Source organism: Paenibacillus turicensis (assembly GCF_017873435.1).
Lineage (GTDB): Bacteria > Bacillota > Bacilli > Paenibacillales > Paenibacillaceae > Fontibacillus > Fontibacillus turicensis.
Window position 1 is genome coordinate 557,365 of record NZ_JAGGKG010000001.1, and the last position, 25,412, is coordinate 582,776.

Annotated in this window: 21 protein-coding genes and 1 pseudogene; 5 read left to right on the forward strand and 17 right to left on the reverse strand. The window is 38.8% G+C overall.

Going from position 1 to position 25,412, the window contains the following annotated elements:
• Nucleotides 1-14: 14 nt before the first annotated feature.
• From J2Z32_RS02275 to J2Z32_RS02285, 3 genes are all read right to left on the reverse strand, one after another.
• A complete protein-coding gene (locus J2Z32_RS02275; protein WP_210087498.1) occupies nucleotides 15-527 on the reverse strand; it encodes a GNAT family N-acetyltransferase in 513 nt (170 codons plus the stop codon).
• 320 nt (nucleotides 528-847) lie between these two features.
• A complete protein-coding gene (locus tag J2Z32_RS02280) occupies nucleotides 848-1,279 on the reverse strand; it encodes a GNAT family N-acetyltransferase (protein WP_245251051.1) in 432 nt (143 codons plus the stop codon).
• A gap of 60 nt (nucleotides 1,280-1,339) precedes the next feature.
• A complete protein-coding gene (locus J2Z32_RS02285; RefSeq protein WP_210087499.1) occupies nucleotides 1,340-2,461 on the reverse strand; it encodes a 5-methyltetrahydropteroyltriglutamate--homocysteine S-methyltransferase in 1,122 nt (373 codons plus the stop codon).
• 228 nt (nucleotides 2,462-2,689) lie between these two features.
• On the opposite strand from J2Z32_RS02285, the gene J2Z32_RS02290 reads away from it, so the two are divergent.
• Together J2Z32_RS02290 and J2Z32_RS02295 are read left to right on the forward strand one after the other, a co-directional pair.
• Complete coding sequence (locus J2Z32_RS02290) at nucleotides 2,690-3,505, forward strand: helix-turn-helix domain-containing protein (protein WP_210087500.1); 816 nt, start codon at nucleotides 2,690-2,692, stop codon at nucleotides 3,503-3,505.
• Between the two features lie 115 nt (nucleotides 3,506-3,620).
• On the forward strand, nucleotides 3,621-4,316 hold the full coding sequence (locus J2Z32_RS02295; RefSeq protein ID WP_210087501.1) for a stalk domain-containing protein: 696 nt from the start codon (nucleotides 3,621-3,623) through the stop codon (nucleotides 4,314-4,316).
• A 171-nt stretch (nucleotides 4,317-4,487) separates the two neighbouring features.
• On the opposite strand, the gene J2Z32_RS02300 is transcribed toward J2Z32_RS02295, so the two are convergent.
• Together J2Z32_RS02300 and glyA are read right to left on the reverse strand one after the other, a co-directional pair.
• On the reverse strand, nucleotides 4,488-5,195 hold the full coding sequence (locus J2Z32_RS02300; RefSeq protein ID WP_210087502.1) for a type 1 glutamine amidotransferase: 708 nt from the start codon (nucleotides 5,193-5,195) through the stop codon (nucleotides 4,488-4,490).
• Nucleotides 5,196-5,214: 19 nt separating this feature from the next.
• Complete coding sequence (glyA, locus tag J2Z32_RS02305) at nucleotides 5,215-6,480, reverse strand: serine hydroxymethyltransferase (protein ID WP_210087503.1); 1,266 nt, start codon at nucleotides 6,478-6,480, stop codon at nucleotides 5,215-5,217.
• A gap of 92 nt (nucleotides 6,481-6,572) precedes the next feature.
• On the opposite strand from glyA, the gene pdxR reads away from it, so the two are divergent.
• Nucleotides 6,573-8,078: a MocR-like pyridoxine biosynthesis transcription factor PdxR gene (gene pdxR / locus J2Z32_RS02310; protein ID WP_210087504.1), complete on the forward strand. Its 1,506-nt coding sequence runs from the start codon at nucleotides 6,573-6,575 to the stop codon at nucleotides 8,076-8,078.
• Here pdxR and J2Z32_RS02315 read toward each other — a convergent pair.
• The 7 genes from J2Z32_RS02315 to J2Z32_RS02345 form a co-directional block, all read right to left on the reverse strand.
• Nucleotides 8,011-8,751 carry a YggS family pyridoxal phosphate-dependent enzyme gene (locus J2Z32_RS02315; protein ID WP_210087505.1) on the reverse strand — a complete coding sequence of 247 codons (741 nt, stop codon included), beginning with the start codon at nucleotides 8,749-8,751 and terminating at the stop codon, nucleotides 8,011-8,013. The two genes, pdxR and J2Z32_RS02315, sit on opposite strands and share 68 nt — an antisense overlap.
• 301 nt (nucleotides 8,752-9,052) lie before the next feature.
• Entirely contained in the window at nucleotides 9,053-9,886 is an 834-nt protein-coding gene (locus J2Z32_RS02320) for a carbohydrate ABC transporter permease (RefSeq protein ID WP_245251105.1), read from the reverse strand.
• A 90-nt stretch (nucleotides 9,887-9,976) separates the two neighbouring features.
• Nucleotides 9,977-10,951, reverse strand: coding sequence for an ABC transporter permease (locus tag J2Z32_RS02325; RefSeq protein WP_210087507.1), 975 nt, complete (start codon nucleotides 10,949-10,951; stop codon nucleotides 9,977-9,979).
• A 100-nt stretch (nucleotides 10,952-11,051) separates the two neighbouring features.
• Nucleotides 11,052-12,722 carry an extracellular solute-binding protein gene (locus tag J2Z32_RS02330; protein WP_210087508.1) on the reverse strand — a complete coding sequence of 557 codons (1,671 nt, stop codon included), beginning with the start codon at nucleotides 12,720-12,722 and terminating at the stop codon, nucleotides 11,052-11,054.
• 183 nt (nucleotides 12,723-12,905) lie between these two features.
• On the reverse strand, nucleotides 12,906-14,576 hold the full coding sequence (locus tag J2Z32_RS02335; protein ID WP_210087509.1) for a response regulator transcription factor: 1,671 nt from the start codon (nucleotides 14,574-14,576) through the stop codon (nucleotides 12,906-12,908).
• A gap of 17 nt (nucleotides 14,577-14,593) precedes the next feature.
• A complete protein-coding gene (locus tag J2Z32_RS02340) occupies nucleotides 14,594-16,417 on the reverse strand; it encodes a sensor histidine kinase (protein ID WP_210087510.1) in 1,824 nt (607 codons plus the stop codon).
• 247 nt (nucleotides 16,418-16,664) lie between these two features.
• Nucleotides 16,665-17,837: a DUF4317 domain-containing protein gene (locus J2Z32_RS02345; RefSeq protein ID WP_210087511.1), complete on the reverse strand. Its 1,173-nt coding sequence runs from the start codon at nucleotides 17,835-17,837 to the stop codon at nucleotides 16,665-16,667.
• 268 nt (nucleotides 17,838-18,105) lie between these two features.
• On the opposite strand from J2Z32_RS02345, the gene J2Z32_RS02350 reads away from it, so the two are divergent.
• Nucleotides 18,106-19,032: a GNAT family N-acetyltransferase gene (locus J2Z32_RS02350; protein WP_210087512.1), complete on the forward strand. Its 927-nt coding sequence runs from the start codon at nucleotides 18,106-18,108 to the stop codon at nucleotides 19,030-19,032.
• A 127-nt stretch (nucleotides 19,033-19,159) separates the two neighbouring features.
• Here J2Z32_RS02350 and J2Z32_RS02355 read toward each other — a convergent pair whose 3' ends face one another.
• The 5 genes and pseudogenes from J2Z32_RS02355 to J2Z32_RS22685 all read right to left on the reverse strand — a co-directional run.
• A complete protein-coding gene (locus J2Z32_RS02355) occupies nucleotides 19,160-20,035 on the reverse strand; it encodes an alpha/beta fold hydrolase (protein ID WP_210087513.1) in 876 nt (291 codons plus the stop codon).
• A gap of 4 nt (nucleotides 20,036-20,039) precedes the next feature.
• The gene (locus J2Z32_RS02360; protein WP_210087514.1) at nucleotides 20,040-20,672 is read right to left on the reverse strand and encodes a TetR/AcrR family transcriptional regulator; all 633 of its coding nucleotides are present in this window, start codon (nucleotides 20,670-20,672) and stop codon (nucleotides 20,040-20,042) included.
• 148 nt (nucleotides 20,673-20,820) lie between these two features.
• Nucleotides 20,821-21,312 carry a hypothetical protein gene (locus J2Z32_RS02365; RefSeq protein WP_210087515.1) on the reverse strand — a complete coding sequence of 164 codons (492 nt, stop codon included), beginning with the start codon at nucleotides 21,310-21,312 and terminating at the stop codon, nucleotides 20,821-20,823.
• Between the two features lie 63 nt (nucleotides 21,313-21,375).
• Nucleotides 21,376-22,692 carry a hypothetical protein gene (locus tag J2Z32_RS02370; protein WP_210087516.1) on the reverse strand — a complete coding sequence of 439 codons (1,317 nt, stop codon included), beginning with the start codon at nucleotides 22,690-22,692 and terminating at the stop codon, nucleotides 21,376-21,378.
• 167 nt (nucleotides 22,693-22,859) lie between these two features.
• Nucleotides 22,860-23,366 (reverse strand): annotated as a pseudogene (locus J2Z32_RS22685) (transposase); the annotation flags it as partial.
• A 206-nt stretch (nucleotides 23,367-23,572) separates the two neighbouring features.
• On the opposite strand from J2Z32_RS22685, the gene J2Z32_RS02380 reads away from it, so the two are divergent.
• Nucleotides 23,573-25,219, forward strand: a complete 1,647-nt coding sequence (locus tag J2Z32_RS02380) for a DNA cytosine methyltransferase (RefSeq protein WP_210087518.1) — start codon at nucleotides 23,573-23,575, stop codon at nucleotides 25,217-25,219.
• The last annotated feature ends 193 nt before the right edge of the window (nucleotides 25,220-25,412 follow it).

Sequence of the window (25,412 nt, forward strand, 5' to 3'; positions counted from 1 at the left end):
TTCATATTCCTCCTCTATTCTATAAATCCCATTTCCTTCAAAAGTGGTTCGTTCCGATACAGTGCTAACCCCGTCTTCATCGACTTGAAGCCAAGACGACGATAGAAGTCCACCGTATTAGGGTGCGTATATAAAACAACGTTGCAATGCCCAACAAAGGTCAATAAATTGTTTATAATCAGTCGTCCCAATCCTTTGCCATGATACCGCTCATCGACAACGATGTTGTATATGGCCGCTTGAGATACTCCGTCAGACAATGCTCGCCCAAAACCAATCAATGTACCACTATCATAAATAAATGTAACGGCATAGCTGCTTTCAAATGCTTGCCGATGAATCTCTGGTGTGGCATTGGATAAACCAAAATGACTCATTAATTCAGCTACACGACTCCATTCCCGATCCTTGCAGTTATTGCAAATGACCAAGTTAGGCACACTAACATTCCCATCACTCTTGCTATTATGGTTAGAAGTAGCATCCCCGCTCTCTGGATATACACGTTGCTCAATATCGTGACTCATCCCAACGTTTCCCCTCCACAGGGCTCAGTACAACACAACAGGTTTTGTCCTTCTGTAGCTTTTATCTCTTTTGTCATTAAATTACCTCCCCTATCAATTCCAAGTATTCATGTGTGTTTTAAGAGATTTTAAACCAATGTGACCTGCAAAGATAGTAAAAATCAGAACAACCGAATTATGATTTTCGCTATTGACAACTGCCCTCAGCGGCGATAAAATATATATTTTTCTATATTTTCCAAATAAAAAGAAGTATTAAAAAGCCGGTACAGCCCATGAACTAATACCTCGGCTGTACCGGCTTATATTTTCTCTTTCCGTTATATCCATTTATCCATATAAACAATCTTAATAAAGGAGGGCTCATAACTAATATCCCAATCCGCACGATAACCCAGTTTTTCATAAAAGCCTACCGCTCGATCTTGGCTTGTGATAATGATCTTCTTGGCTTGAAATTCCTTTGCCCAGCGCTCCGTTGCTTCAATTAAGATACGTCCATAGCCGTTACCCTGATATTTAGCTAAAACACAGACACGTTCAATTTTAGCTGTATCGCTATCTATAATATTCAATCTAGCCGCGGCAACAGGTTCGCTTCCATCTAGCAACAGCATATATTTTGCCTGTTCTCCATCATGCTGATCAAATTCCATCTCCAGAGGAATATTCATGCCTTTGACCATAGTATGAATACGCACATAATAGACAGCCGCTCTTTGCCAGGTACTGCTTACTCTTACTTCCTGCAAAAAAATCCCCCTCTCAGATAGAGATTGTCCAGACAATTAAATTTAACTATTCAATGCGTACTAGTTATTGCCCCAGACCTCTTCCGTAATCTCCTTAATGAGTCGAAGCTTCGCCCATTGCTCTTCCTCTGTCAAAATATTGCCTTCTTCCGTGGAAGCAAAGCCACATTGTGGACTTAAATAAAGTCGATCTAGTTCAACATATTGAGCAGCTTCACGAATACGCTGAATAATCTCGGCTTTGTCCTCAAGCTCTGGAGTTTTGGACGTGATTAAGCCCAATACCACCTTTTTGTCATTGCCGACATAACGTAATGGCTCAAATCCACCAGCACGATCAGAATCGTATTCCAAATAATAAGCATCCACGTTTTGTTTAGCGAATAAAGCCTCTGCAACTGGCTCGTATCCGCCCGAGGTTGCCCAAGATGAACGGAAATTACCGCGGCATACATGCGTGGTAATAATCAGATCGTCAGGTCGATCTGCCAACACTAGGTTGTTAATTCTGAGCTTTTCTTCTTTACGCTGTTCATCCGTGCTTCTATCCTGATCAAATGCATTAGAGCGACCTTCAAAAAATTGCCCCCATGAGCAATCATCAAATTGTACATTACGGCAACCCGCATCATACAGATCTCCGATGACGTTCTTAAACGCCTTTACAATATCTTGGATTAACTCTTCTCGATCAGGATAAAATTGCTTCGTATTGTTTATATTTTTAGGTGAAATTAAAAGATGAAAAAACTGCGTTGGCGAGGGGATTGTCTGACGTACTACAATATCTTCACCGGCAATACGTTTTACAAATTTGAAATGCTCCAGAAAGGGATGGTTTTCTCCGCTGATCTTGCCTGTAAGCTCCGCAGAATCTGACCGAGTCGCTGCACTTTTGAATACACTAGTGGAATTATTAGTTGTTTTACCAACACCTTGTAAACCCCAGAAGAAGTCAAGATGCCACCAGCTTCTACGAAATTCCCCATCCGTTGCTACCTTTAAGCCCGCTTCCCTTTGCTTTTTCACCAAATCAGTAATCGCTTGGTCCTCTACAGCTTTTAATTCCTCTGCTGTAAATTCCCCTTTAGCAAACTTTTCTCTTGCCGTCTTCAACTCCTGGGGCCTTAAAAAACTACCTACAACATCAAAACGAAATGGCGCTGTACTTGGCTTGCTCATTCTAATTCCTCCCTTTTACTCATAAAATACAGTAAACACATGTGGTTTTAATGATTTTAAAATACGAGCCCACAGAAATATAGTAAAAATAAGAACTGGTTTATATCACTAAAGACATTGACAACAAATTTGAAACCAGTAAAATAGTATAAAATCTATATTTCCAATAGATTAAGTTGGTTTAATTTAATTGTTGAACGATCGTCAGAAGAAAGGAGCCTATGTTTCATGACACCTACACACCAATCAAAGATTTATCAGCCTTCTCAACCCCTGCTAGAGAATGTGGTAAGTTCTTATTCTGAAGCACGCTCCAAAGGCTCACCTTTATTTAACGGAGGCCTCATTTTTACTGAACATTATGTAGATACAAATTATATTAATCAAGCTACGATTATCCCTGATGGCTGTGTCCATCTGGTCATTTGCTGTCATCCGGAACATCCCTCCGCTAACCTTTGCGGTAATTTGTACCAAGGGACCGAAGGACTTTTTATTCGTCAGGGGTGCAATTATTTTTCGATCTGCTTTTTACCAGGATATGCCGAGCATTTCTTCAAGCATCCTATTGGTATGTTTAGTGGTCAGGAGTTTCCTGTGCAGGATGTATTGCCATATGCAGATATTCTCTTATCAAGAGTAGCTGAAGCAACTAATTTTGAGGAACGGATTACTGCATTTGAAAGCTATTACATCGATTATATTAAGGATGAACTAAAAATTAATCCATTGATACAATATGCAACGGAGAGAATTATTGAGTCCAATGGAAACCTCAACATTGCAGATTTATCCAATGACTGTGGATATTCCACTCGTTATATGGTCAAAATTTTTGAAAAGTATGTAGGGTTGTCTCCCAAGCTATTCAGCCGAATCATACGGTTTCAGCATGTGGTACAAGCGCTAGAGGTTAGCGAATACCCCCATATCCTAGATCATATTTATGAGCTTGGTTATTGCGATCAAAATCATTTCATCAAGGATTTTAAACAATTCAGCCAACTTACGCCTAAAAATTATATACATCGTCTTCGTCCCTGATCGATATGAAGTAAGATACATTTACACTTCTGGATATTTATACTATGTATTGATTAGAAATACGAACTTTGTTATACTCTTCAAAAAAAAAGCATTGCATAGAGAGGAGATAATTATGAAGAAAAAACTGCTAACTGCACTCGGAGGTTCACTACTTCTATTGATTGGGATTACAGCGGGTGCGCTCGCTAGTGGCAATCTGCAAGAGATTAAGGCCTTTTTAAATGGGGATCTGAAGGTTCGTGCTCATGGAGAAATTGTTCAGTTAAAGGACATCAACGGTCAACCTATTCTTCCGATTACTTACAAGGGCGTTACTTACTTACCTGTAAGATCAGTAGCTTCTCTACTTGATGTGCCAGTAGGCTACGATGCAGCAGCGAAAGAAGTTATTATCGGTGGTGATGATGCTGGTCAACAACAAACCAACGTTCCAATTAGTAAAGAGGACTACAATAACACACTTTATACAAAGGACCCTAAGCTTACTAAGCTAGGTGACAAGGATTATAGCGAGGTGCTCTATAGCGCACCAAACTCTCAATTTAAGTACACAGCGCTTAGTCCAAACGGAAAATATTCAAAGCTTGTCGTGCAGTTTGCCGCAATCGGTCAGGATGTGAAGACACTTGAAATTAGAGATATCGACACTAACGCCTTGCTCAAAAAGGTAGAAGGTATCACACCTGCTTCAGGACTACAAACGATTGAAGTAAATATTACGGGTGTAAAAAATATTTCGTTTGATATTAATCAGCCTGTAGAAGGCGGCTTCTTTATCCCAATGACTACTTCTTATTATAATAAGTAAGCGAAGGATTATTTTATAAAACAGAAGACAAGTTTACACATGTTTCATGTAATTTTTAGCATTATTCTAAGCAGTCAAGGAGTGAAAAGCACCAGACATTAAAATCTGGTGTTTTTTCAATTTCGTCTGATACAAAATATACAAATTGACGAAAGTTGGTGCTGATATTGGTTACTTCGATAGCCGATAGCTTTCCAACATTGCGTCAAGTAGCTTCACTAAAATAGCATTAGATTGACGAAGTAATGATGTCTGATCCAACATTTGAGGCGCCTGCTGAATGTATTCTCCAGCCGTCATTTCATCTCCACAATGGTTAATTAACCTTTCAATACTGGCATTACTGCTCTCTAAGTGAAATTGAAGTCCAACAACATGACCCTGATATTCAAATGCTTGGTTGCCACAACCAAAACTCTGTGCGGCGCTTTTTATTGTGTCAGGCAACTGAAATGTTTCCCCATGCCAATGAAAAGGGGTATACTCCTGAGGGAGATTCCGCAAAAACTTTGTGTCTTGTGCCTCTGCTGTCATTTTTACAGCAAACCAACCTATTTCCGTATATGAATTTTTGTAGACCTTCCCTCCAAGCACCTCTGCAATTAATTGCGCTCCTAAGCAGATACCAAGCACTAATTTTTTTTGAGCTATCGTCTCTTTAATAAATGTCTTTTCTTGAATGAGCCACGGAAAATCCACTTCATCATGTACGCTCATCGGCCCCCCTAACACAATCAGCAAATCAAATTCCGATTGAAGCGGAATTTGATTATGCTCATATAACAAAGTCCCACTTAGCGTAAATCCATTATCCTGTACCCAATCCGCCATTTTTTCAGGTGTTTCAAACGGAACATGCTGTAAATAATGAACTCTCATCTAATTCACTTCCATTTCTCTAAAATAGTGTGCTGTAATTCCTCCGTAATTGTTCATATAAAGGGAATTGCGCCGTCATTTCCTGCACGCTTTTTGATACCTTTTCCTTAATGGCACTGCTCTCAGGATTTTTAAGGACTAACCCAATTAACTTGGCAATTTCCTTCATTTCTCCCCCGCCTAAGCCACGCGTTGTCATTGCAGGTGTACCTAAGCGAATGCCACTTGTAATTAATGGACTTTGTGTATCATGTGGAATCGTATTTTTGTTAGCAGTAATACCAACCTCATCTAATAGACGTTCAGCTTCCTTCCCAGTACTTCCAATAGAACGTAAGTCCACAAGCACAATATGATTATCTGTTCCTCCAGATACCAAAGTGAATCCCTCATTTAATAAGCTCTCAGCAAGCACCTTAGCATTTTCCAGTACATTTTGTATATAAAAATTAAAATCAGGCTGGAGCGCCTCTCCAAAAGCAACAGCTTTGGCAGCAATAGTATGCATAAATGGCCCCCCTTGAATAGTAGGGAAAATCGCTTTATCGATGGCTTGTCCCCATGCACTATTGCACATAATGATTGCCCCTCTTGGCCCACGCAAGGTTTTATGAGTCGTTGTCGTAACAAAATGAGCATAAGGAATTGGGCTTGGATGTAACCCCGCCGCCACAATTCCAGCAATATGCGCCATATCTACAAATAAAAGCGCACCAACCTCAGCTGCAATTTGAGAAAATAGCTCAAAATCAATCGTACGTGGGTAAGCACTAGCTCCTGCCACAATCATACGTGGGCGATGCTTATGAGCAAGCCGTCGTACCTGATCAAAATCAATCCGTCCCGTCTGCTCATCCACACCGTAAGGCACAAAGTTATACAGCCTACCAGAAAAATTAACTGGACTTCCGTGTGTCAAATGTCCACCATGCGCTAAATTCATGCCTAAGATGGTGTCGCCTACTTCAACAGCAGCGAAATAAACCGCCATATTCGCCTGCGCCCCAGCATAAGGCTGTACATTTACATGCGCTGCGCCAAAAAGCTCCTTTGCACGTTGAATGGCTAGATCCTCCGCTTGATCCACATATTCGCACCCACCATAATACCTTCTTCCGGGGTACCCCTCTGCATACTTGTTAGTCAAAACTGATCCTGTTGCTTCCATCACCGCCTCACTCACAAAGTTTTCTGAGGCGATCAGCTCTATTTTATCCTGCTGTCTCGACAGTTCTTGGGTAATTGCATTAAATATCGTTTTGTCTTGCTGAGCTAACCTTTTCATAGTGATCTTCCTTTCTCTAATGCGTTGTAATTACAACATTTTTGCACGATAATATAGTTAGAAATGGATTGATTGATTTGGAGGGAAATGCCTTGCTTACAGTAAACCGTCACGATCCTCGGCCGATTTGGCAGCAGCTACTGGATCAAGCGATTTCTAATATTACGACTGGAAAATGGCCCCCAGGTGAGTTGCTTCTCCCCACACGTGAGCTAGCTCAACGAATTGGTGTTTCCCGTTCCACGATTCAAACGGTATATGAGGAGCTATATAGTCGAGGGTATACTGTAACCTCTCGTCGTGGTGGAACAAGAGTAAGTGAATGGACGTATCACGCCAACCTAGCTGAAGAGCTATCCCACAAAGGACCTACCTTGCCCCCTTTACCGTTATTAGACTCTGCCCTTAGCCATTTAAGCAACTGGTTTGGCAATGATAGCGATAGTAATACTAGTGAGCAAGCTGAAATTCAAATTGACTTTACCCCCCACGAGCCCTATTTAGATGAACACTTTCTCAAGGATTGGCGACGTTCTTTTTTACATGCGTCCACAGATTCAACTATAGATAGCTGGGCTTATGGTGATGCGTATGGATTTTTGCCCTTACGAGAGCAAATCGCTCGTTACTTATCCCTTGAAAGAGGGGTTCATGTTAGCGTAGATCAAATCCTACTAACCTCAGGTGCACAGCATAGCCTCGATCTCATTGCCCAAGCCTTATTGCATGAAGGAGCGACCGTCTCAGTTGAAGACCCAGGCTTCCCTGCGGCATGGATGGCGATGAAATACCGTAATATGAACGTAGTACCTGTGCCCGTGGACGAGCATGGATTGTGTGTAGATCACATTGACCCTCAATCTGAGCTTGTCTATGTCACGCCTTCACATCAATGTGCTGTTGGTGTAATTATGTCGGAGCCGCGTAGGCAGCAGCTTCTACATTTAGCGGCAGAAAAAGGCTTATGGATAGTAGAGGATGATTATGACAGCGAATTTCGCTATCGTGGTGATCCATTACCTACTTTATTTAGTCAACGCCCACAAAACACGTTGTACATGCTAAGCTTTTCCAAAATGATTGCTCCTGGCATTCGGATGTCTGCTTTAGTTGGCTCCAAAGAAGCGATTGCTCAGCTCGCCCGTGTTCAGGGATTAACGTACCGCCACCTACCAATTATGGAGCAGCTAACGTTAACCCATTTTATGGAGCGTGGCCTGTTCATGCGGCACATGAGGAAAGTACGTAATATTTACCGCCGTAGACATGCTGCCATGACCAAAGCGATCATTTCAACCGGCTTAAGCGAGCACTTTACACTTACTGGTGCTGAAACTGGGCTCCATATGTTACTTGAAGCTAGTTCAACCTTTGATGAAGCAAAAGTGACAAAGCTAGCATTAGAAAGAGGTATCCGTATTTATCCACTTAGCCAATATGGATTAGAAAGCACACGAAAGGGCTGGGTGCTTGGTTTTGCCAAAGTAGATGAAGACGCCATCGAAGCGGGAATTACCTCACTAGCAGAAATTATTTTAGATGTACATTCTCATTCCAATAATAACTATCAGGCAAATAACGCTCGCCAAACACTTTAGTCCCAACGCGAATAATCGTTGCGCCTTCCTCAATGGCCACCATAAAATCACCTGACATCCCCATGGAGAGTACATCCATCTCTACACGTGGGATGTTTTTTTGTTTAATTTGAGATTGAATCGATTTTAATAAGCGGAAGCATCCTCTTGTTTCCTCATTGGTAGCCCCTAATTTTCCTATTGTCATTAGTCCTTTAATATTTAAGGTTTCAAGCTGTGACAATTGCTCTACTAATTCCACCGCTGCTTCAGGCGCAATACCAAACTTACTTTCTTCGTACGACGTATTCACCTGTACCAATATATCCATGGTTCGATTTTCCTTCAGGAGCTGTTGATGTAACACTTGACCAAGCTTCAAACGATCAACAGAATGGATTAACGTCACATATTTAACGACGTCCTTGACCTTATTGGTCTGTAGATGCCCAATAAAATGCCATTCTACCTTATTGTATTGCTCCATCAGCGGGAATTTATCTCGAAGCTCCTGCGCTTTGTTTTCTCCAAACAATACCTCACCTGCTTGCATCGCCATTTGTAGCTTTTCAAGGGGTACTGTTTTGGTTGCTAATAATAGCTGTACTTCCTGCGGATCACGGCCTGATGCCTGACAAGCTATCTTCATCTGTTGTCTTATTGTGCTAAGATTTTCTTCAACTAAATTGCTCATGACATTCCCTACTTTCTACACCATGGTGATTAAAAGAATAAAAGAAATTACCTCTGTTCTATATGAATATTACTAACTTATCAAATTATGGTTTGTTACTATATATCCAAAAATAATAACTTCGAGCAGTCCATAATTTTTTTCATAAAAAAGAACGCCCCCAAATAGATCACTCCATCCACCGATAGCTACTGGCTACAGTAGGGAAAGACTCAATATTTAAGAGACGTTCTACGTTTAAATATTCACATAATTAAATTGACTGTATTGCTTATGCTTACGCTTATGCCTATGCTTTACGTTACTCCTTCACCCCACCAATCGTAAGTCCAGTAACAAAATATTTTTGCAAGAACGGATAGAGCAAAATAATTGGCATCGCTGTCACGATGGTGATCGCTGCTCGAATCGATACAGGAGTGACCATGCTCGTGACATTTTTATATTGATCCACATTGACCGTTCCCCCTTGTGAAGTTGCTGAGGATAATAGCTTCATCAGCTCATATTGTAGGGTGGTCAAGTTGCGGTTACCTGCCGTATAAAGCATAGAGTCAAACCAAGAGTTCCACTGACCTACGGCAATAAATAAGGCGACCGTAGCTAATACGGGCTTGGATAGTGGAAATACAATTTGCATGAAAATACGAAAATCTCCAGCGCCGTCCATTTTTGCCGATTCAATTAGCCCTTCAGATAACCCCTGAATGTAAGTACGAATAACAATCATATTAAACACACCAATTAAGCCTGGAATAATGTACACCCAAAAGCTGTTCAAAAGTCCCACTTGTTTAATCAACATATAACCTGGAATTAGTCCACCGCTAAAATACATCGTTATTACAAACATCGTTGTGGCAAACTTGTTAAACATATATTCCTTTCGGCTTAGCACGTAAGCCAACATCGCTGTACAAAAGAGCTGCACGACCGTCCCCACTACGGTTCTAGCAACAGAAATAAATGCCGCTTGCGTCAAATGCGGATTTTGGAACACCGAAACATAGTTTTGTAGCGTCCATTCTCTTGGCCATAAATAGATTCCCCCGCGAATCGTATCCAGACCATTATTAAAAGAGACGGCAATCGTGTTTAAAAATGGATATAACGTAACCACCATCACAAGTAACATCAAAATGCCATTAGTGACCGAAAAAATCGTATCCCCTAGACTTCGTTTTATTCGTTTTCTACTATAAACCTTCACAGCTCCACCTCCTTATCATATCAACCGCTCTTCACCAAGAGACTTCGCAATCCCATTGGCGATAAAGATGAGCACCAGACTGACTACACTTTTGAAAATCCCTGCTGCGGTGGCAAGTGAGTAGTTACCAAGATTAATCCCGTATTTTAAAACAAAGATGTCGATCGTCTCGGATACATCCTGCACAAGTCCATTCCCCAGCAAATATTGAATCTCAAAGCCTGCATTCAGTACGTTACCCACGTTGATAATGAGTAGGATAATAATCGTTGGTTTGATGCTTGGAAGCGTAACGTTAAACATTTTACGGAAACGACCCGCTCCGTCAATGGAAGCCGCCTCATATAGACTCGGATTAATCGCCGCCATTGAAGCTAAATAAATAATTGTCCCCCAACCGATCTCCTTCCACATGCTCGACAGGCCTACAATACCCCAGAAGTATTTAGGTTCGGCAAAAAAATTGATGGGTGTATCGATTAAACCAAATTTCATCAGTAATATATTTACAATTCCAGTTTCTGTTGATAATACATTCGCCACAATTCCTGTCACGATAATCCATGATAAAAAGTGCGGAAGATAGGAAACGGTCTGCACCACACGTTTAAATAATACGAAACGTAGTTCATTTAATAAGAGCGCAAGCCCAATCGAACCCACAAACCCTAAAAACAAACTGATTAAACTCATCGCTAATGTGTTTCGAATGACACGTAAAAATGTAGGGTCCGTAAATAACGTCATAAAATGATCTAACCCTACCCACTGCTGCTCCATAAAGCCAATGCCCGGTCTAAAATTCTGAAAGGCCATCAGCCAACCCCATAAAGGACCGTACGCAAAAATGGCGATAAATATAATGAAGGGAAAAGACATCCATAACAATTGACGTTGACCTTTCATCCTTAACAAGTTATATCGTAACCAGCTTTTCCCTGAAGGAATATGGCTGGTATTTACCGCAGGCTGCAACTCCTTTTTGGCCATGCTTTCTCTCTCCTTAATTACTAGTTTTATCTATATGTCATATCAGTGAATAAGAAAGGCTATAGGATATCCCATAGCCTTTACTCTGACCTTCAACTGATTAACCCCATAAATCTACACGTCTACGAACCTCTTCAGTAAGCGCATCCTCATAAGCTTTAATATCTACGCTTTGCTTCAATGTGGATTGATATTCTTCCCATGCCTGATCAAATTGGGCAGGTGCCGTCATAATGACTTTAGGTAGCCATTTGCGTTTTACATCATCCATCTTTTGTCTAGCAATCGTCTCTGGTTTATTAGGTTCAAAGTTGAACGTATAAATCGGGAACCAAGGTTCATTATCTGTAGGAGGCTCTAGGAAATCAGTAAACTTGGTATAGCCGTAAGCCTTGAGTACTTTTTTGTCAATATCATTTAATGTTGCAAGGTATTCTTCGGGTTGCTCTTTTGGATCTAATGCGTTTTTACCGTCTGCTGTCATCCCTTCATGGTGTGGGAAATAGACAAGTGGACTGCCCATATTCGCAAGTACCCAGTCAGGATCCTTCGCATTCGCACGTTGCTCTTCGTTACGAGAGAATATACCTTTATCATCCACTTGATAATCTACATCCTTTTGTCCCCATGTTCTTAGAACTTCAATCTCTGGGTCAAGCAGATCGTTAATGTATTGAAGTGCTCCCTCAACATCTTTACAGCTCTTCGTAATTGCAAGCCCACCGTTCACGTTCAGGATCGGCTTATGACGGTAACGCCCCTTCACATCTTCAGATAAAGTAATGGACAATGGTACATACGTTTTGTCAAACAGCTTTTGCTTCACAAGGGAGGCCTCTGCATCAAGGAACTGCCATCCTTGATCGACCATGCCTAATACACGTCCTGTTGAAATTTTAGAAATGTACTGATCATAGTTCGCTGTAAATGTCTCCGTATCCACTAGCCCTTTACTATATACTTCATTGATCTTTTTAAAATAAGCTTTCGCCTCTGGAATTGTATTGTAGTTTTTCGCAGTTAACGTTTCCTTATCAACGATAGCGGCACCTTCATTTGGATGTCCAGCTAGGAATAACGGTGGATTCTCCAGTGCGAAGTAACGCCAGTCGTAAGAAATAATTTCAAAGCCAATCGTTGGCTGACCGTTCATCGTTGGATGTGCTTCCTTATAACGTTCAATCAAGTCAAAATATTGGTCCAACGTTTTGATCGTCGGAAAATTGTCCCATTCTAACACTGCTTTCTGAATCCAAAACGCTTCTCCACCATGCGTCACTTCCATCGATTCACCCTGAATGTTTCCGAATTGTGGAATGAAGTAAATATGACCATCGGTCGAGTTTTTCATTTTTTTCCAGTCTTCACCTAAATAGTTTTTGATATTAGGATATTTATCGATATAGTCTTCAAGTGGCACGAGTGCGCCAGCAGACACTAATTGCTGCGTGCCATCACTACCATCGATAAAGTCTGGATATTCGCCACCTGCGATTAAAACCCCAATTCTTTCTTTTGCAGTTTGCCCCGTAAGCCAATCCATCGTTACACGCACACCCGTTTTTTCTTCAATCGCTTTCATCACCCGATTATCATCAGGTGCAATCTTACCTGGTACAGCAAAAAATGCGGAAAATTGCTTCAATTCCTTGCCATCAGCACTTTTCTCAGCCGCTGGTTTTGTTCCCGACGAACATCCAGCAAGCACGATCGTAAGCATTAAAGTCAATAAAATTAACTGCCTAAATCTTTTTCTGACATCCTTTTTCATCATGACCCCTCCAGCCAAGTATGTGATCAGAAGCTCCTTAGAAAGCGCTTTCTAAAGGCTGATTTAAAATTATCATTGTTACGCACACTCCTCAACAGGACAAATTATAGACACAATCCCAATAATTCTAGGTAGTAATGACTTTTCAGACACAACCTAATTATATAAAAATCCTGCTCCCCCTTATGGAGTGCAGGTTGATGAATCTGAAGTATATAACGCTTGTGCCCTTTTGCGATATTGGGCTGGCGTCTCTCCCCTGATTTTCTCGAATCGATTAATAAAATAATCAGAATCCCGATACCCTACCATGGTGGCAATTTCATATACCCTGTAATCTGTTCTACGGAGTAGTCTAGAGGCTTCCTCAATACGGATCTCATTCAAATAATCACTGAAGCTTTTAACATAATGCTTTTTAAAAATCTGCCCTAGATACGAGCTGTTCATGTAAAATTGCTCTCCTAGCAGCTTTAAGCTAATACTCTCCATGTAATGCTCGCGAATATAAGCCTCAACCTGGGCAAGCACCCCCATCGCATTCCACTTCTGCCGTTCCTTAAGCTTTTCAGCACATTTGTATGAAAATTGACACAGATTATTGATGTTCTCTTCCATAGACAGCATCGCATAATTTTCCTGAAGAAACGTGGATTGCATCCATTCTACATCTGGGTTTAGATCAGAGGCTTCGTCCGTATTAACAAGCCCAAGTAATGAGTACGCCAAATAATGAAGATGGATGCCCACAATACCCGGCTCGATTCGTTCCTCTAAAAAAAATTGAAAGATGGCCTGCGCATGACTGCGAATATTCCCTGTACGATATTCCTCAATTGCCTTAATGAGTTCATCAAAAAGCTGTTTTTCTTTTCCCGAAGGCTGATGACTAAAAACGGTCGTATCCATTTGCTCAAAATAGTAGATCGGTCCATATGCACTAAAGAAACGCAAGCTTTTGATCTTATTACAAGAATAATAAGACTCGTGTAGCTCCTCCAGTCGACTGACCTCCTTACCCACATACATGGCAACCCCTGACCTCGATTTTTCTGGTCCCCTTGATCCCGTTGCTTCCATCCGTTCCGTTGGTTCCATTGATCCCTCGATCACATTCAACTCGGTATACAATTGGGCAACGTATTGCTGGAGCGATCCCCCCTCACGCTTTAGCAACAGATCGGTTACAATATGGTACACCCTGTTTTTCTCGCCAGTGAACGATTTAAGTCCATGTCCTCTAGCATTTTGATTCACTAATGCCTCTACCTGTAGACACCACTGCGCTTGCTGTTGCTCACTTCCTGACTCCGTTTCGATCATGATACATCGGAACTTATTCGCATGACCGAACTGGCTTTGTACACTGGCGACGTTATCACGATTTCCCGTTCCAAGCAGGAGCGATTGTACATGCTGAGCCAACACCAGTTGCTCCTGTTTTTTCTGCTGTCGCTTTTCTTCTGCTCTCTCTCGAAAAACCTTTTTAAATGTTGTCAGCACTTGAAGTAACTCGTCTTTAACAATTGGCTTAAGAATATAATCATTGACCTTATACTTAATTGCTTGTTTGGCATACTTAAACTCATAAAACCCACTAAGTAACACTAGCTTCATCTCGCCGTCATACTTTTCATATAAAACCTTAGCGAGCTGTAAGCCGTCCATTTCTGGCATTTTAATATCTGAAATTATGAGATCTGGTTGAACTTTCTCAATACACTCCAGTGCCTGTATTCCATTAGAAGCTTGACCACAAATCTGAAATCCAAGCGCGTTCCAATCGATTAACAAAACAAGTCCTTGGCGAATAAATGGCTCATCATCCACAATCAACACGTTGATCATTTCCATATTATTACTCCTTATCCCTAAGATGCTTGTATAAGAGGTATCTGTATCATAATCGTTGTTCCTTTGTACCTCTCACTAGTTATGTTCACCTGTATACTGTCATCAAAATACATGCGAAGCCGAATATACGCATTCATAAAACCGATACTACTTAGTTCGCTAAGTCGCTCCAGACTTGGATCAAGCATCAGATTGCGGAGCAAAACTAGCTTGTCTTCCTCCATGCCAACCCCAGTATCTCGTATCATGATATGCAGTTGGTCGTTTTGCTTATGAAAACTAACCTCCACCACACCATCGTTCATACTACCCTCAATGCCATGAATACAGGCATTTTCTACAAAGGTTAATACGGTTAGCTTTGGAATTTTCATTTTCAAAATGTCCGTTTCTGCAACATCAATCACAAATTGTAGCTTCTCACCAAAGCGATATTGCTGAATCACCAAATAACTTTCTACAAACGTAATCTCATCCTGAATCGTAACGAGATCGTTGCCCCAATTGATCGTCTGCCGCATCAGTAGCGCCAGCTTCTGAATAATGTCAGAGGTCTCATGCTCCTCCTTGATCAGACTCCGCATACGAATCGTTTCCAGCGTATTAAACATAAAGTGTGGATTAACCTGACTCTGTAGCGCCTTTAATTCAGCTTGTTTCTTGGAAAGCTCAAGTGCTTGTCGTTCAACCTGTCCTTTAAATACAATCTCGATTAGATTTTTAATTTTGAGCACCATCATATTGTAGCTATGAGTTAGACTCCCAATTTCATCCTTACCTACTGGTCCTGTGATGACCTCGAATTTCTCCTGCTTCACTTGATCCAGATGCTTCGCTATTCGATCTACTCTATGCACAAGTGATCTGGAAATGAGCCAAATGAGCAGGGTGGGCACTAGTAAATTAAGTATAATAAGCAACATTAGATTAAACTTGGAGTCCATAATTTCGGACAAGAAATCCAGCTTCTCCCCGCGCAAAATAATTTGCCAGTCCTCAGATACGATAGGCATAGATTCTATGGATTGCTCCGTATCCATCCCAATGCTGGACATGAAGTTATACGGCTTTCTTGCCTCATTCATTCTTGTATCATTCGAAAAAATAATGCGATCATTTGAAACGATGTAAATTTTCCCGCCTGCGCCCTCATTTTTTAGCGATTTGTTAATAAAGGCGTAGTCGAGGTCAACCTTTAATACCTTCTCTACCTTCTGCTTCCCAAAATAATTTAATTTGCGAATGATGCTGACCTTCCGCCCACCTTGGCTTTGTGACATCTCTGCTTGCTGTTTGTCAAAATAAGAATAGATCATCATATGATTATCACTGTTCATCAGCGCTTGATACCATTCACTGTTTCTTATTTCATCATTTAGCTTGATGAAGTTGCCACCATTCACAAAAGTTTCGTTATCAACATAAAACGTCACCTGATTCACTTGCTGATAGCTATAATAATAGCGAACTAGATTGTTGCCACCCAGCATATCGTAATAGGCAAGATAGTAATCTTCCTGATTACGATAGGTAGACTCCATAAACCGATTTAGTGTTGCATCCGTATATAAAAAATTCGATACATATAAGCTATTGTCTAGACTGTTGCGTAGATTAAAGCGAATCCGTTGCTGCATTTCATTGATCCGGCTTTGCTCCTTTGCCTCAATCTGCCCTTTAATACTTTGATAAAACACAGCATTTGTAGCCAGCACAGGGATCAACACACAAAAAATAAATAGTAAGTACAGCTTTGTTTTTAAACTCCAATCATCCTGAAAGTGAATATGATGAATTTGCCCAATTCTCTGAATGCGCTTACATATCGATTTTAATCCCATGTCGGTTGTGTTCCCCTTCCCCCGTCCCCTCTATTAACACCATTATAACGGGCAAGTGCAGGAATGGAATATACTTTTTGGGGTAACATCCTACTTATTTGAGTTTGAAACAGTGTCACAGTACAAAAAGGAGTACCCTGAATGTCAGAGTACTCTGCTTATTGTGCGATTGATTTTGCTATCCATCAAACAATTTTGAATCCACTCATATGTTGTCATTGAGAAACACACATCTAAAAAAATCAGCTCACAAAGTTTCTGTATTGAGCGTAAAACCTTCGATCACGACATCTTCGTCCACTTCAATCATGATGCAACGTCTACCTTGATAATTCACCTGTTTCACATGTCTCAGGTCTTGTGGGCTAACCGAAATTGTAGCCACCTTGGTTTCAATTTTAATAGATTTAGACGTAAACTTCGGCAAAACACTGGTCGCTTTCATCTCATAATTTTTGTTGTCAACGATGGTTTCGAATGCACGTTCGACTTTCTCTGTTGTCACATTGTCCACGCCGCTTGCTGTCAAAACACGTTCCACATCTCTATAATCCAGCTTCGCAGGTTCTTCCTCCTTGGACTCTTCATTAATTTCGATAACACGGTTGATCTCCTCATACACATGTGCAATGGTAGACGAGTCGAGTTGTTCACCAGCTACTTCCTTCACAATATCTTCGAAGATCGCCCGTTCTTCCAGTGCGGTCACGGATCTTTCTCCATTCAATACATTTTCAACAAAATGTGGGTCTGGGAAATTCGATTTTCCTGTACAATATAAAACACGATTCACATCGGAGTAGTTGTCCGTCACGCTAGGGTACAGAAACCCTTGCTCTGGAGTGCTTAATTTGATAATAGGATCTACAATTACGTTGTATTTGAATTCTCTCTCCACGTAATCAAACAAAAGCGTTTTCCGCTGCTTCTCCGTGGAATTCACGCTGCACAAAATAAACGGATGGGCAAACACTTCATTTTTCTCGCTTTCTTCTGTCGCTTCATTTCTAGCATGGGTAGGCAAATAATATTGTCCACGTATGAATGTAACCACCATATCCCGTTCAAATTTAGCATCCACCAACATTCGTTCTACTAGTAGCATCATTAAATCCTGCCATTCTTCCGGATCTCCTGTTGCCAGTGCCTGGTGAAGCAACACCTGAGCTGGTTCCTCAGCCGCTTCCTGGAATTTCAGTTCAAACAATTTCTGATCCAATTCACCCATCAGCAATTTTTTAAAATTACCCATGTATAGCTCTTGCTTCTCGCGATCTACCAGTTCAAACGGATGGCGCTCCCAGTGATAGACCTCGTTTGTTTCCTTCATAATATACACGTTAAGAATATCGTAAATATGCAATAAATCGTGATCCAACTTAAACTGCTTGCGTATATGTGCTACTTCTTTTTTATTCATAATTAATTAGACAACTCCTCAATTAAACTGACTTTACAAGTATAAACGATATAAAAAAGCTTCGCCAGAAGGAGATTGAGCTAGCTAACACATAGCTCACATTATAATATTTCGTGATGCAAATCGATCATCTGATTGGCTACAATAATCAAAATTGTTAAATATAATCATACTTTACCTAGTAAGTATGAGATAAACTAGTTAATATACAGAAGGTAATACCAAAACCAAACAGAAAACAAAACAGAAAATTAAGGGGGCAAAAATCGTGCAGGAATTTTCATTTGTAACGAATTATAAAAACAATGAGGTACTTAGAAAAAGTTTCTTTGAGCTCGCTAAGAGTACTTTTGATATAAGCTTTGAGGACTGGTATGAGCAAGGTTTTTGGGGTGAAGGATACATACCTTTTTCATTTGTTGAGGGAGATAAGGTTATAGCAAATGCTTCAGTTAACGTGCTGGAGTTAGTGATTAATGGAGAGAAGAAAAAAGCAATCCAAATTGGAACCGTCATGACTCATCCCGACTATCAAAAAAGAGGGTTGTCTGCATATTTAATGAACAAGGTGATAGAGGAATTTGAGAATCAGGTTGATTTTATGTATCTCTTTGCCAATGAAACCGTGCTGGAGTTTTATCCAAAATTTGGATTTGAAGCTGTAGAAGAGCATATATTCTCAATCAACTTCCCATTGGATTCTACAAAGAACTTTAAAAACATTACGAACCTTACACCAAACCCACATGAGCAGACTGGCATTAGAAAACTAGACGTGAGCCAACCAGAGGACTTACGTTTAATTACTAAATTTGCATCACAAAGATTACCTGTCTCTCAGCGTTTCGGAACAAATAACACCAAGGGTATTCTCATGTATTATTGCCTAAACGTGTTTTGTGATCATATTTATTACCTAGAAAACGAAGACGTCATTGCGATTTTTAGCAAGGAAAATAACCACATGGACATCTTTGATATTATTAGCATTAATGAAATGAATGAAAACACCATTCAACATATTTTAGCTCTAATTGGCGGTAATGATACGGTAAAAGCCACCTTCCATTTCACGCCTGATTATAAGGGTATTGAACTCAAAAGCCAGATTATTAATGATGGTTTGTTTGTAAGAGCAACTGGTGACAACGTGTACCCTGCAAAGGTGAAGCATCCGGTTACGTCGATAGCTTAGAAAATTTTCTTAAAGTCATTAAAAAACCGTCTCTGATAGGGATCAGTAGGTCGATTTTTTGCTCCCTCGTCAAAATTTATAATAAGAAGAGGTGTAATCTTAATTAGCCTCTTCTTTTTGGTTTGTGTTATATATCATTTGTTAAAAAATCTTTTATTTCTTTGATTATAAGTTCGAGGTTTCTGTTATTTTGAAAATGACTTGCATTTTCTAAATGAATAACTTTTTTCAGATTATTAAAAATCTTTTGTGCTCTTGGGATGACATGTTTTGCAGGAAAAAACACATCATTTTCGGCAGCAATTAATAAGGCTGGGGATGTAAAAGCGCTTAGCTCCTCTTTATTTGCAAACTTTGGAAATGTAGTTTCCAATCGGACATAATCATACACATATTTTATCTGCAATAATAAATCATCATTTATTCCTTCATCAAACATCGCTTCACAAGCCTTGTACAAGTTTTTATTAGTGGGGAATAATTTATATACAGCAAGGGGTAAAAGTATTTTTCCAATCATATCCACCATTCTACCTCCTGCAATACCTGATGGTACAAGAAACACTGCTTTTTCAATACGCTCAGGTGCATAGGCGGCTAATCTTATAAGTATTCCTCCCCCATATGAAGGCCCAATAAACTTTGCTTTCTGTAATTGCAGACCATCCATAAAGTCACAAACCCACTCAGCATACTCATCTGTTCTAGGATTAAGACGAATTTCATCACTTTTTCCTGGATGTCCGATAGTATCTGGTGCATAAATTCGGTATTCCTTTGAAAGAGGTTCAAACCATTTAAGGGTTATTGGATTTACTACATTTCCACCGTGAAAGCAAATCAATGGCGGAGCAGCTTCGTTACCTCCAACTAAAATATGTGTTTTCCCAAATCGAGTATTTATATATTGGCTTTCAAATTTTGCGTCTAATGAAGATTGGAGCTTATCATACATAGCAAGTATTTTTTCTTTACCTGCTGGCATTTTATATATTGATTTCATGGGTTCAGCTCCGATCAAATATTCTATTTGCAAGGCTCTCGATAAAGAACTGTGTCACTTCCTCATACTGTTCTTCACCGATTTCTTTTTTGTGTAGCTGTGTAAAAAAAATGGATTTCATCACGGAGGATACAAAACTAGTGTCACAATTAATATCAACGGATTTTAGAATCAATGAGATGTCAGATTCATCATCTGTTAGGTGCTCTTTAACTGTTTCTTCCGGTAGCTTTTGTATGAGAAGATCATAATCTCCGTTTTGCAAGTTTAGCATCCATGGCGTTTTTTGGACTTCTAAAAACATTTTTTTGATTCCATTGATAAAGCCCTGCTTTTTCGACTCCTTTGATGTTTTTAATGCTTCAAGCAATGAATCTTTTATGCGTTTGTCAATACGTACAAGAACATCTAAAAATAAAAGCTCCTTTGATTCATAAAATAAATAAAATGCACCTTTTGAAATACCTGCCATTTGGACAAGCTCGTCCACACTTGTTTTTTTTATTCCGTACTTCCCCCAACATATTTCAGCTATATTTAGGAGCCTATCCTGTATAACCTTCTTTTCATTTTCGCTAAATCGTTTCGCCATATTATCACCTCGGTATTTTATGACTAAAAATTCATTTATAGTCATATAGTATGATAAGGCTTTTAATTTTAAAAATCAATGGATTTATGGAGTGAAATTGAACTGGCTATGCTAATTAAGATCAAAATAAAAGAGTTTATAGATATAAAAAAAACCATGATCACATACAATCATGGGGCAGATAAACATTAAACTAAGGTTTTACAGGGGCTGGCGTTTTCTTAAAGTCATTAAAAAACCATGTCTGATAGCTATCAATAGGTCGATCTTTTTCTCCCTCGATTCCAGGTCCATAATAAGAAGAGGTATATTCATAATCAGCCTCTTCTTTTTGTTCTGTGTGAAAACGAATGATGATTTTAGGATAAGACTGCTGGTCACCCTTAGGATATTTTTTAAAATAAGTATCTTCGATTATAGTTTTCTGAAACTCCTCAGTAAGAACAAGCTCTTTTGTCAATGTGAAAATTTGCTTGTCTTTCTCTCTATCTGCATTGTTATCAATAAAATAGTTAAACTCTATTCGAGTGGGAGCCATTTGAATTTGTAAATCAGTGATTTCTTTATATTGAGACCTTATACTTTGTTTAAAATCGGTTAGTTGTTCTGATGAGATACTCTTGGAGGGTGTACAGCCGATTATAAGGAATAGGAAAATAAATAGGAAGGGAATACCTTTATTCAATGATGCCGACCTCCTGTTAACAATGGATAGCTCTTTGTTTAGAGAGTACTTACTAGTCCCGCCTTAATTAAAATACATTACCCCACCCATCCAATATCCATATTTCATAGCATCAAAGTGAACTCGATAATCAATGCTTCGACGCTGTCCCCAGGTAGAAACAGCAATCCAACGGTTATCGTTCCCATCCCGATAATATTTAGTAATCGTCATCCAATGCCATTCATATTCATAGTCTGACCACTTCTTTGTATTAAGTGTGGCTACAGGTGAGTTAATATTGAGACCAGCTTTTATATAATTAGCTACATTATCTAGAGTGAAGGAAGAAGAGTTTGTAACACCATTTAAAGAAACACCACGGTCACTTGCAAATTTTTCTACACTTGATTTGAAGCTATTTACTGAAATCTCCCCAAATAAACCGGGATTAATATAAGAATATAGTTTATCCATGTGAGAGACAAAATCGGTTTTTGATGATGTATTACCAACATACAAATTTCCATATAGGCTAGAATTCTTAATCTTTGCTAGGTAATTTGTAATATTCGCAGCAGCAACTGGACCACAGCCCCTTTCACGCTTAGTGGAGGTGCTGTACCATCCTTGATCTCCACCATAACTGTAATTGCCAGAGGAGTATTCTACTGGAATGAACATTCCATAATTATTCTCAATAGTTAGTGCCACATTTTCTACTGGAACTGCAGTAGTAGTAAAGGAAGTCGATTCTAGCAGACTTTGAATATGCTCTTCGTTTTGTGGTTTTCGAATACGCGCATAACCCTCAACTAGATCAGCTTTTCTTTGAATTACTTTTTCTGTAACATCTTGATCATCTATGGCTAGATCAAAATATCGATCATTACCATCTGAATCTGAAACTTTTAGAAGATAGTCAAAAGGTGGAATGAAGACAATTTCAACATTATTCCCCTTCATATCATCCTCATTTTTCTGCATCATAGCCCTTATGTTACTAAGTGTCTTCTGAGGTTGAATGTTAATTTCGTAAGTTGCATATCCATCTACGATTGCACCAACAGTAATGTATCCTACTTCTTGATCTTGCTCAATTATAGGCACCATATATGCAAATATATTGTGATCTAGATCGTACAATGGTAAAAAATCTTTAGAAGCTATTAACTTTTTCCCGTAGGTTTGAATATCTGTACTCAGATACCCATCTAAATTATTTTGAACAATCTGTAAAACTTCTTCTTTCTCAAGAAATTTAGCATTATTAAGTGAAAGATCAGTATTAGCAGAAGCAACATTGCCTGTGTAAGGAGCGATAAGAAAAAATGCGATTAATAGCGACATAACCTTTTTTAATAGTAATCCCAATTCACTAGGTTCAAAAACTGATTTCATTAATTAGCCTCCCTTTAGATAAAAATAAAAACACCTATATTAACATCCGCAGCATCTATAACAAAGAGCTTATGGGTAGTGAACTTAGGTGTTTTGTTAATTATATCATTAGTTACTATAATAAGGAATTAGTTTAAATAATAGTATTTCCATACTGGCTCCTAGCTTCTTTTGTGCTGACGAAGACGTGGTTTTTTTGTATTCCGTGATACCTTGACAGGTAAATCAATATTCGAATAGGAAGTAAGCCTAGGTCAATATAGTGGTAAAACGTTTTTGTGCAAACGCTAGCCTGATGAAACTTCTTTTGTGCCTTGGCATAGCTACAAATCGCATCTGGCGACCAACCTTCCTTTTTGATTTACTTTATGGCATAGGTGAGGAAGGCACAGACACGTAAAAGCTTAATTTTCGCACCACAACGACACGATTCTTTTCATACACAGTCTGACCCCGATCGGGGAATACACGTAATGTTCTCTTAAATTAGAACGACGTTGCAACACACTGCCACGCTTAAGTTCTCTTGAAATGGTGGATTTATGGCAACCAATTTCATCTGCAATGGCTTGGAGTGTATGGCCTTGTTTTCGGAGAATTTCAATCCGACCTCGGTCAATTGCACTTAGATGTGTAAAGCTTCTCTTCGTCTTGGTATGATGTGTGTGAGCCATTGGTAATCCCCTTGTCTAGATTGGTTTGCAGACCTAATCTTTACATCGGCATTACCTTGGCTTTTGTTATACCTTCTGGTTGCATTTCATTTTACAATGAACGAATTAGATTAGTTTAGAATCTCATAAAATAACAGCTGCACATTTATACATAATTGATTTATAATTATATAATATCAATTTTATTAAAGCTGAAGGTGGAGTATATGGAAAAGTATAAGGTTTTAGACTTATTTGCTGGAGCCGGAGGATTAAGTCTTGGATTTCACCAAACTGGTAGGTTTGAAACTGTAATGGCTGTAGAAATTAATGAAAATGCGGCTAGAACATATGCTCGAAACCATAGAATAGAAGTTAATACTCAAGATATTAAAAATATTGATTTTAAGAATTATAAAAAATATCCTAAACTTAAAGATGTTTCCTTAATTATTGGAGGTCCCCCATGTCAGGGGTTCTCAAATGCAAACCGACAAAAAAGCGAATTGTTCTCAAATAACAACCTTCTAGTTAAAGAGTTTGTAAGATCAATAAAAGAAATCCAGCCAGTTGCTTTTGTAATGGAAAATGTAAAAGCTATTAGTTCAGATAAACATAAGTTCTTCGTAACTAATGGTGAACTTGAGGATATAGCTTCAATAGGTGTTCAAATTAAAGAAGAAGATATCTTTATTGGCAACACAGATTTCTTTAATGAACAGCTTATAAATTTATTTAATGAAAAAAAAATATTAAGTCCGTTTGCAGATAATAAAATAATTACTAAACTCAAATCCCTTATTAGATACACTAATAAACACAAAGATGTTAAAGACTTTATTGATAAAAACTCCAATTTCTTTAATAGGTATCTTCCAGACTGGAATCAACATTTTAATAATTACGATTACAAAGAACTTAGAGATCTAATCAGAAATTTTAAAATAAGTCTTGAATATAAAAAGAAATACAAAGAATTTAATTCAAATTTAATTGCTCAAGCAAAACAAATTATAGAAATACACAACATAACCTTAATATTCAAAGAAATTATTGAGAAAAAAATAGAGTACTCTACAACATTCATTAAAAAAGATAAGGGGATTTTCATTAAAGGTTTTACCTTTACTGTTATCGATTATTTACTAAAAACTTTTGAATCACTTGGTTATCTATTAGATTATGGTGTATTAAATTCTGCTCAATATGGTGTACCACAAGAAAGAAATCGATACTTTATTATTGGACATCTGAATTCACAACCATCACTTCCTTCATCAATTTTATCTGAAGATGATTTTTTTACTATTGGATACGCTATTGAGGATCTTGAAGAACTCCACCCTAGTTTTAGTGCATCAGATGATACACAAATTAGAAAAAACAAATGGTTAGACCATCCATTAAGTAACTATTTAAACGCAGGTGTTGAGTTTCTTTCAAATCATGTTGTCACACAATCAACAAAAACTGCTCTCAAAAGGTTTAAAAGTCTTACACCTGGTCAAAATTTTCATGATTTAGATGATTCATTAAAATCAACCTATACTGATACTAAAAGAACTCAAAATACAATATATAAAAGATTAGATTATACTGATGTTTGCAATACCGTTGTAAATGTAAGAAAATCAATGTGGATACATCCTAGGAAAAATAGAGCAATTAGTATTAGAGAGGCAGCACGATTGCAATCGTTCCCTGATGACTATATTTTTACTGGAACAAAAGACTCTCAATATCAACAGATAGGTAATGCAGTTCCACCCTTATTGGGTAGAGCAGTAGCTGAACAGTTACTGTATAGCCTTAATGATAAGCCACATAGAACACTAGCAGATTTATTTAATAAAGAAAAAGAAGCAGTTCACTGAATTAATGATATGCTCCCATCATAGTAGACAGTAGAAAAAACAAAAATTCTACTTCTACCATGATGGGAGTTTTTATAGTGTCTAAAAGAAGCAAGATATCATATGAAACTAAAATACAGGTTGTAATACGATGTTTACAGCACAAAACCAATCCAAACTTTGAGGCTAAGCAGCTTAAAATAAGTCCAAATAC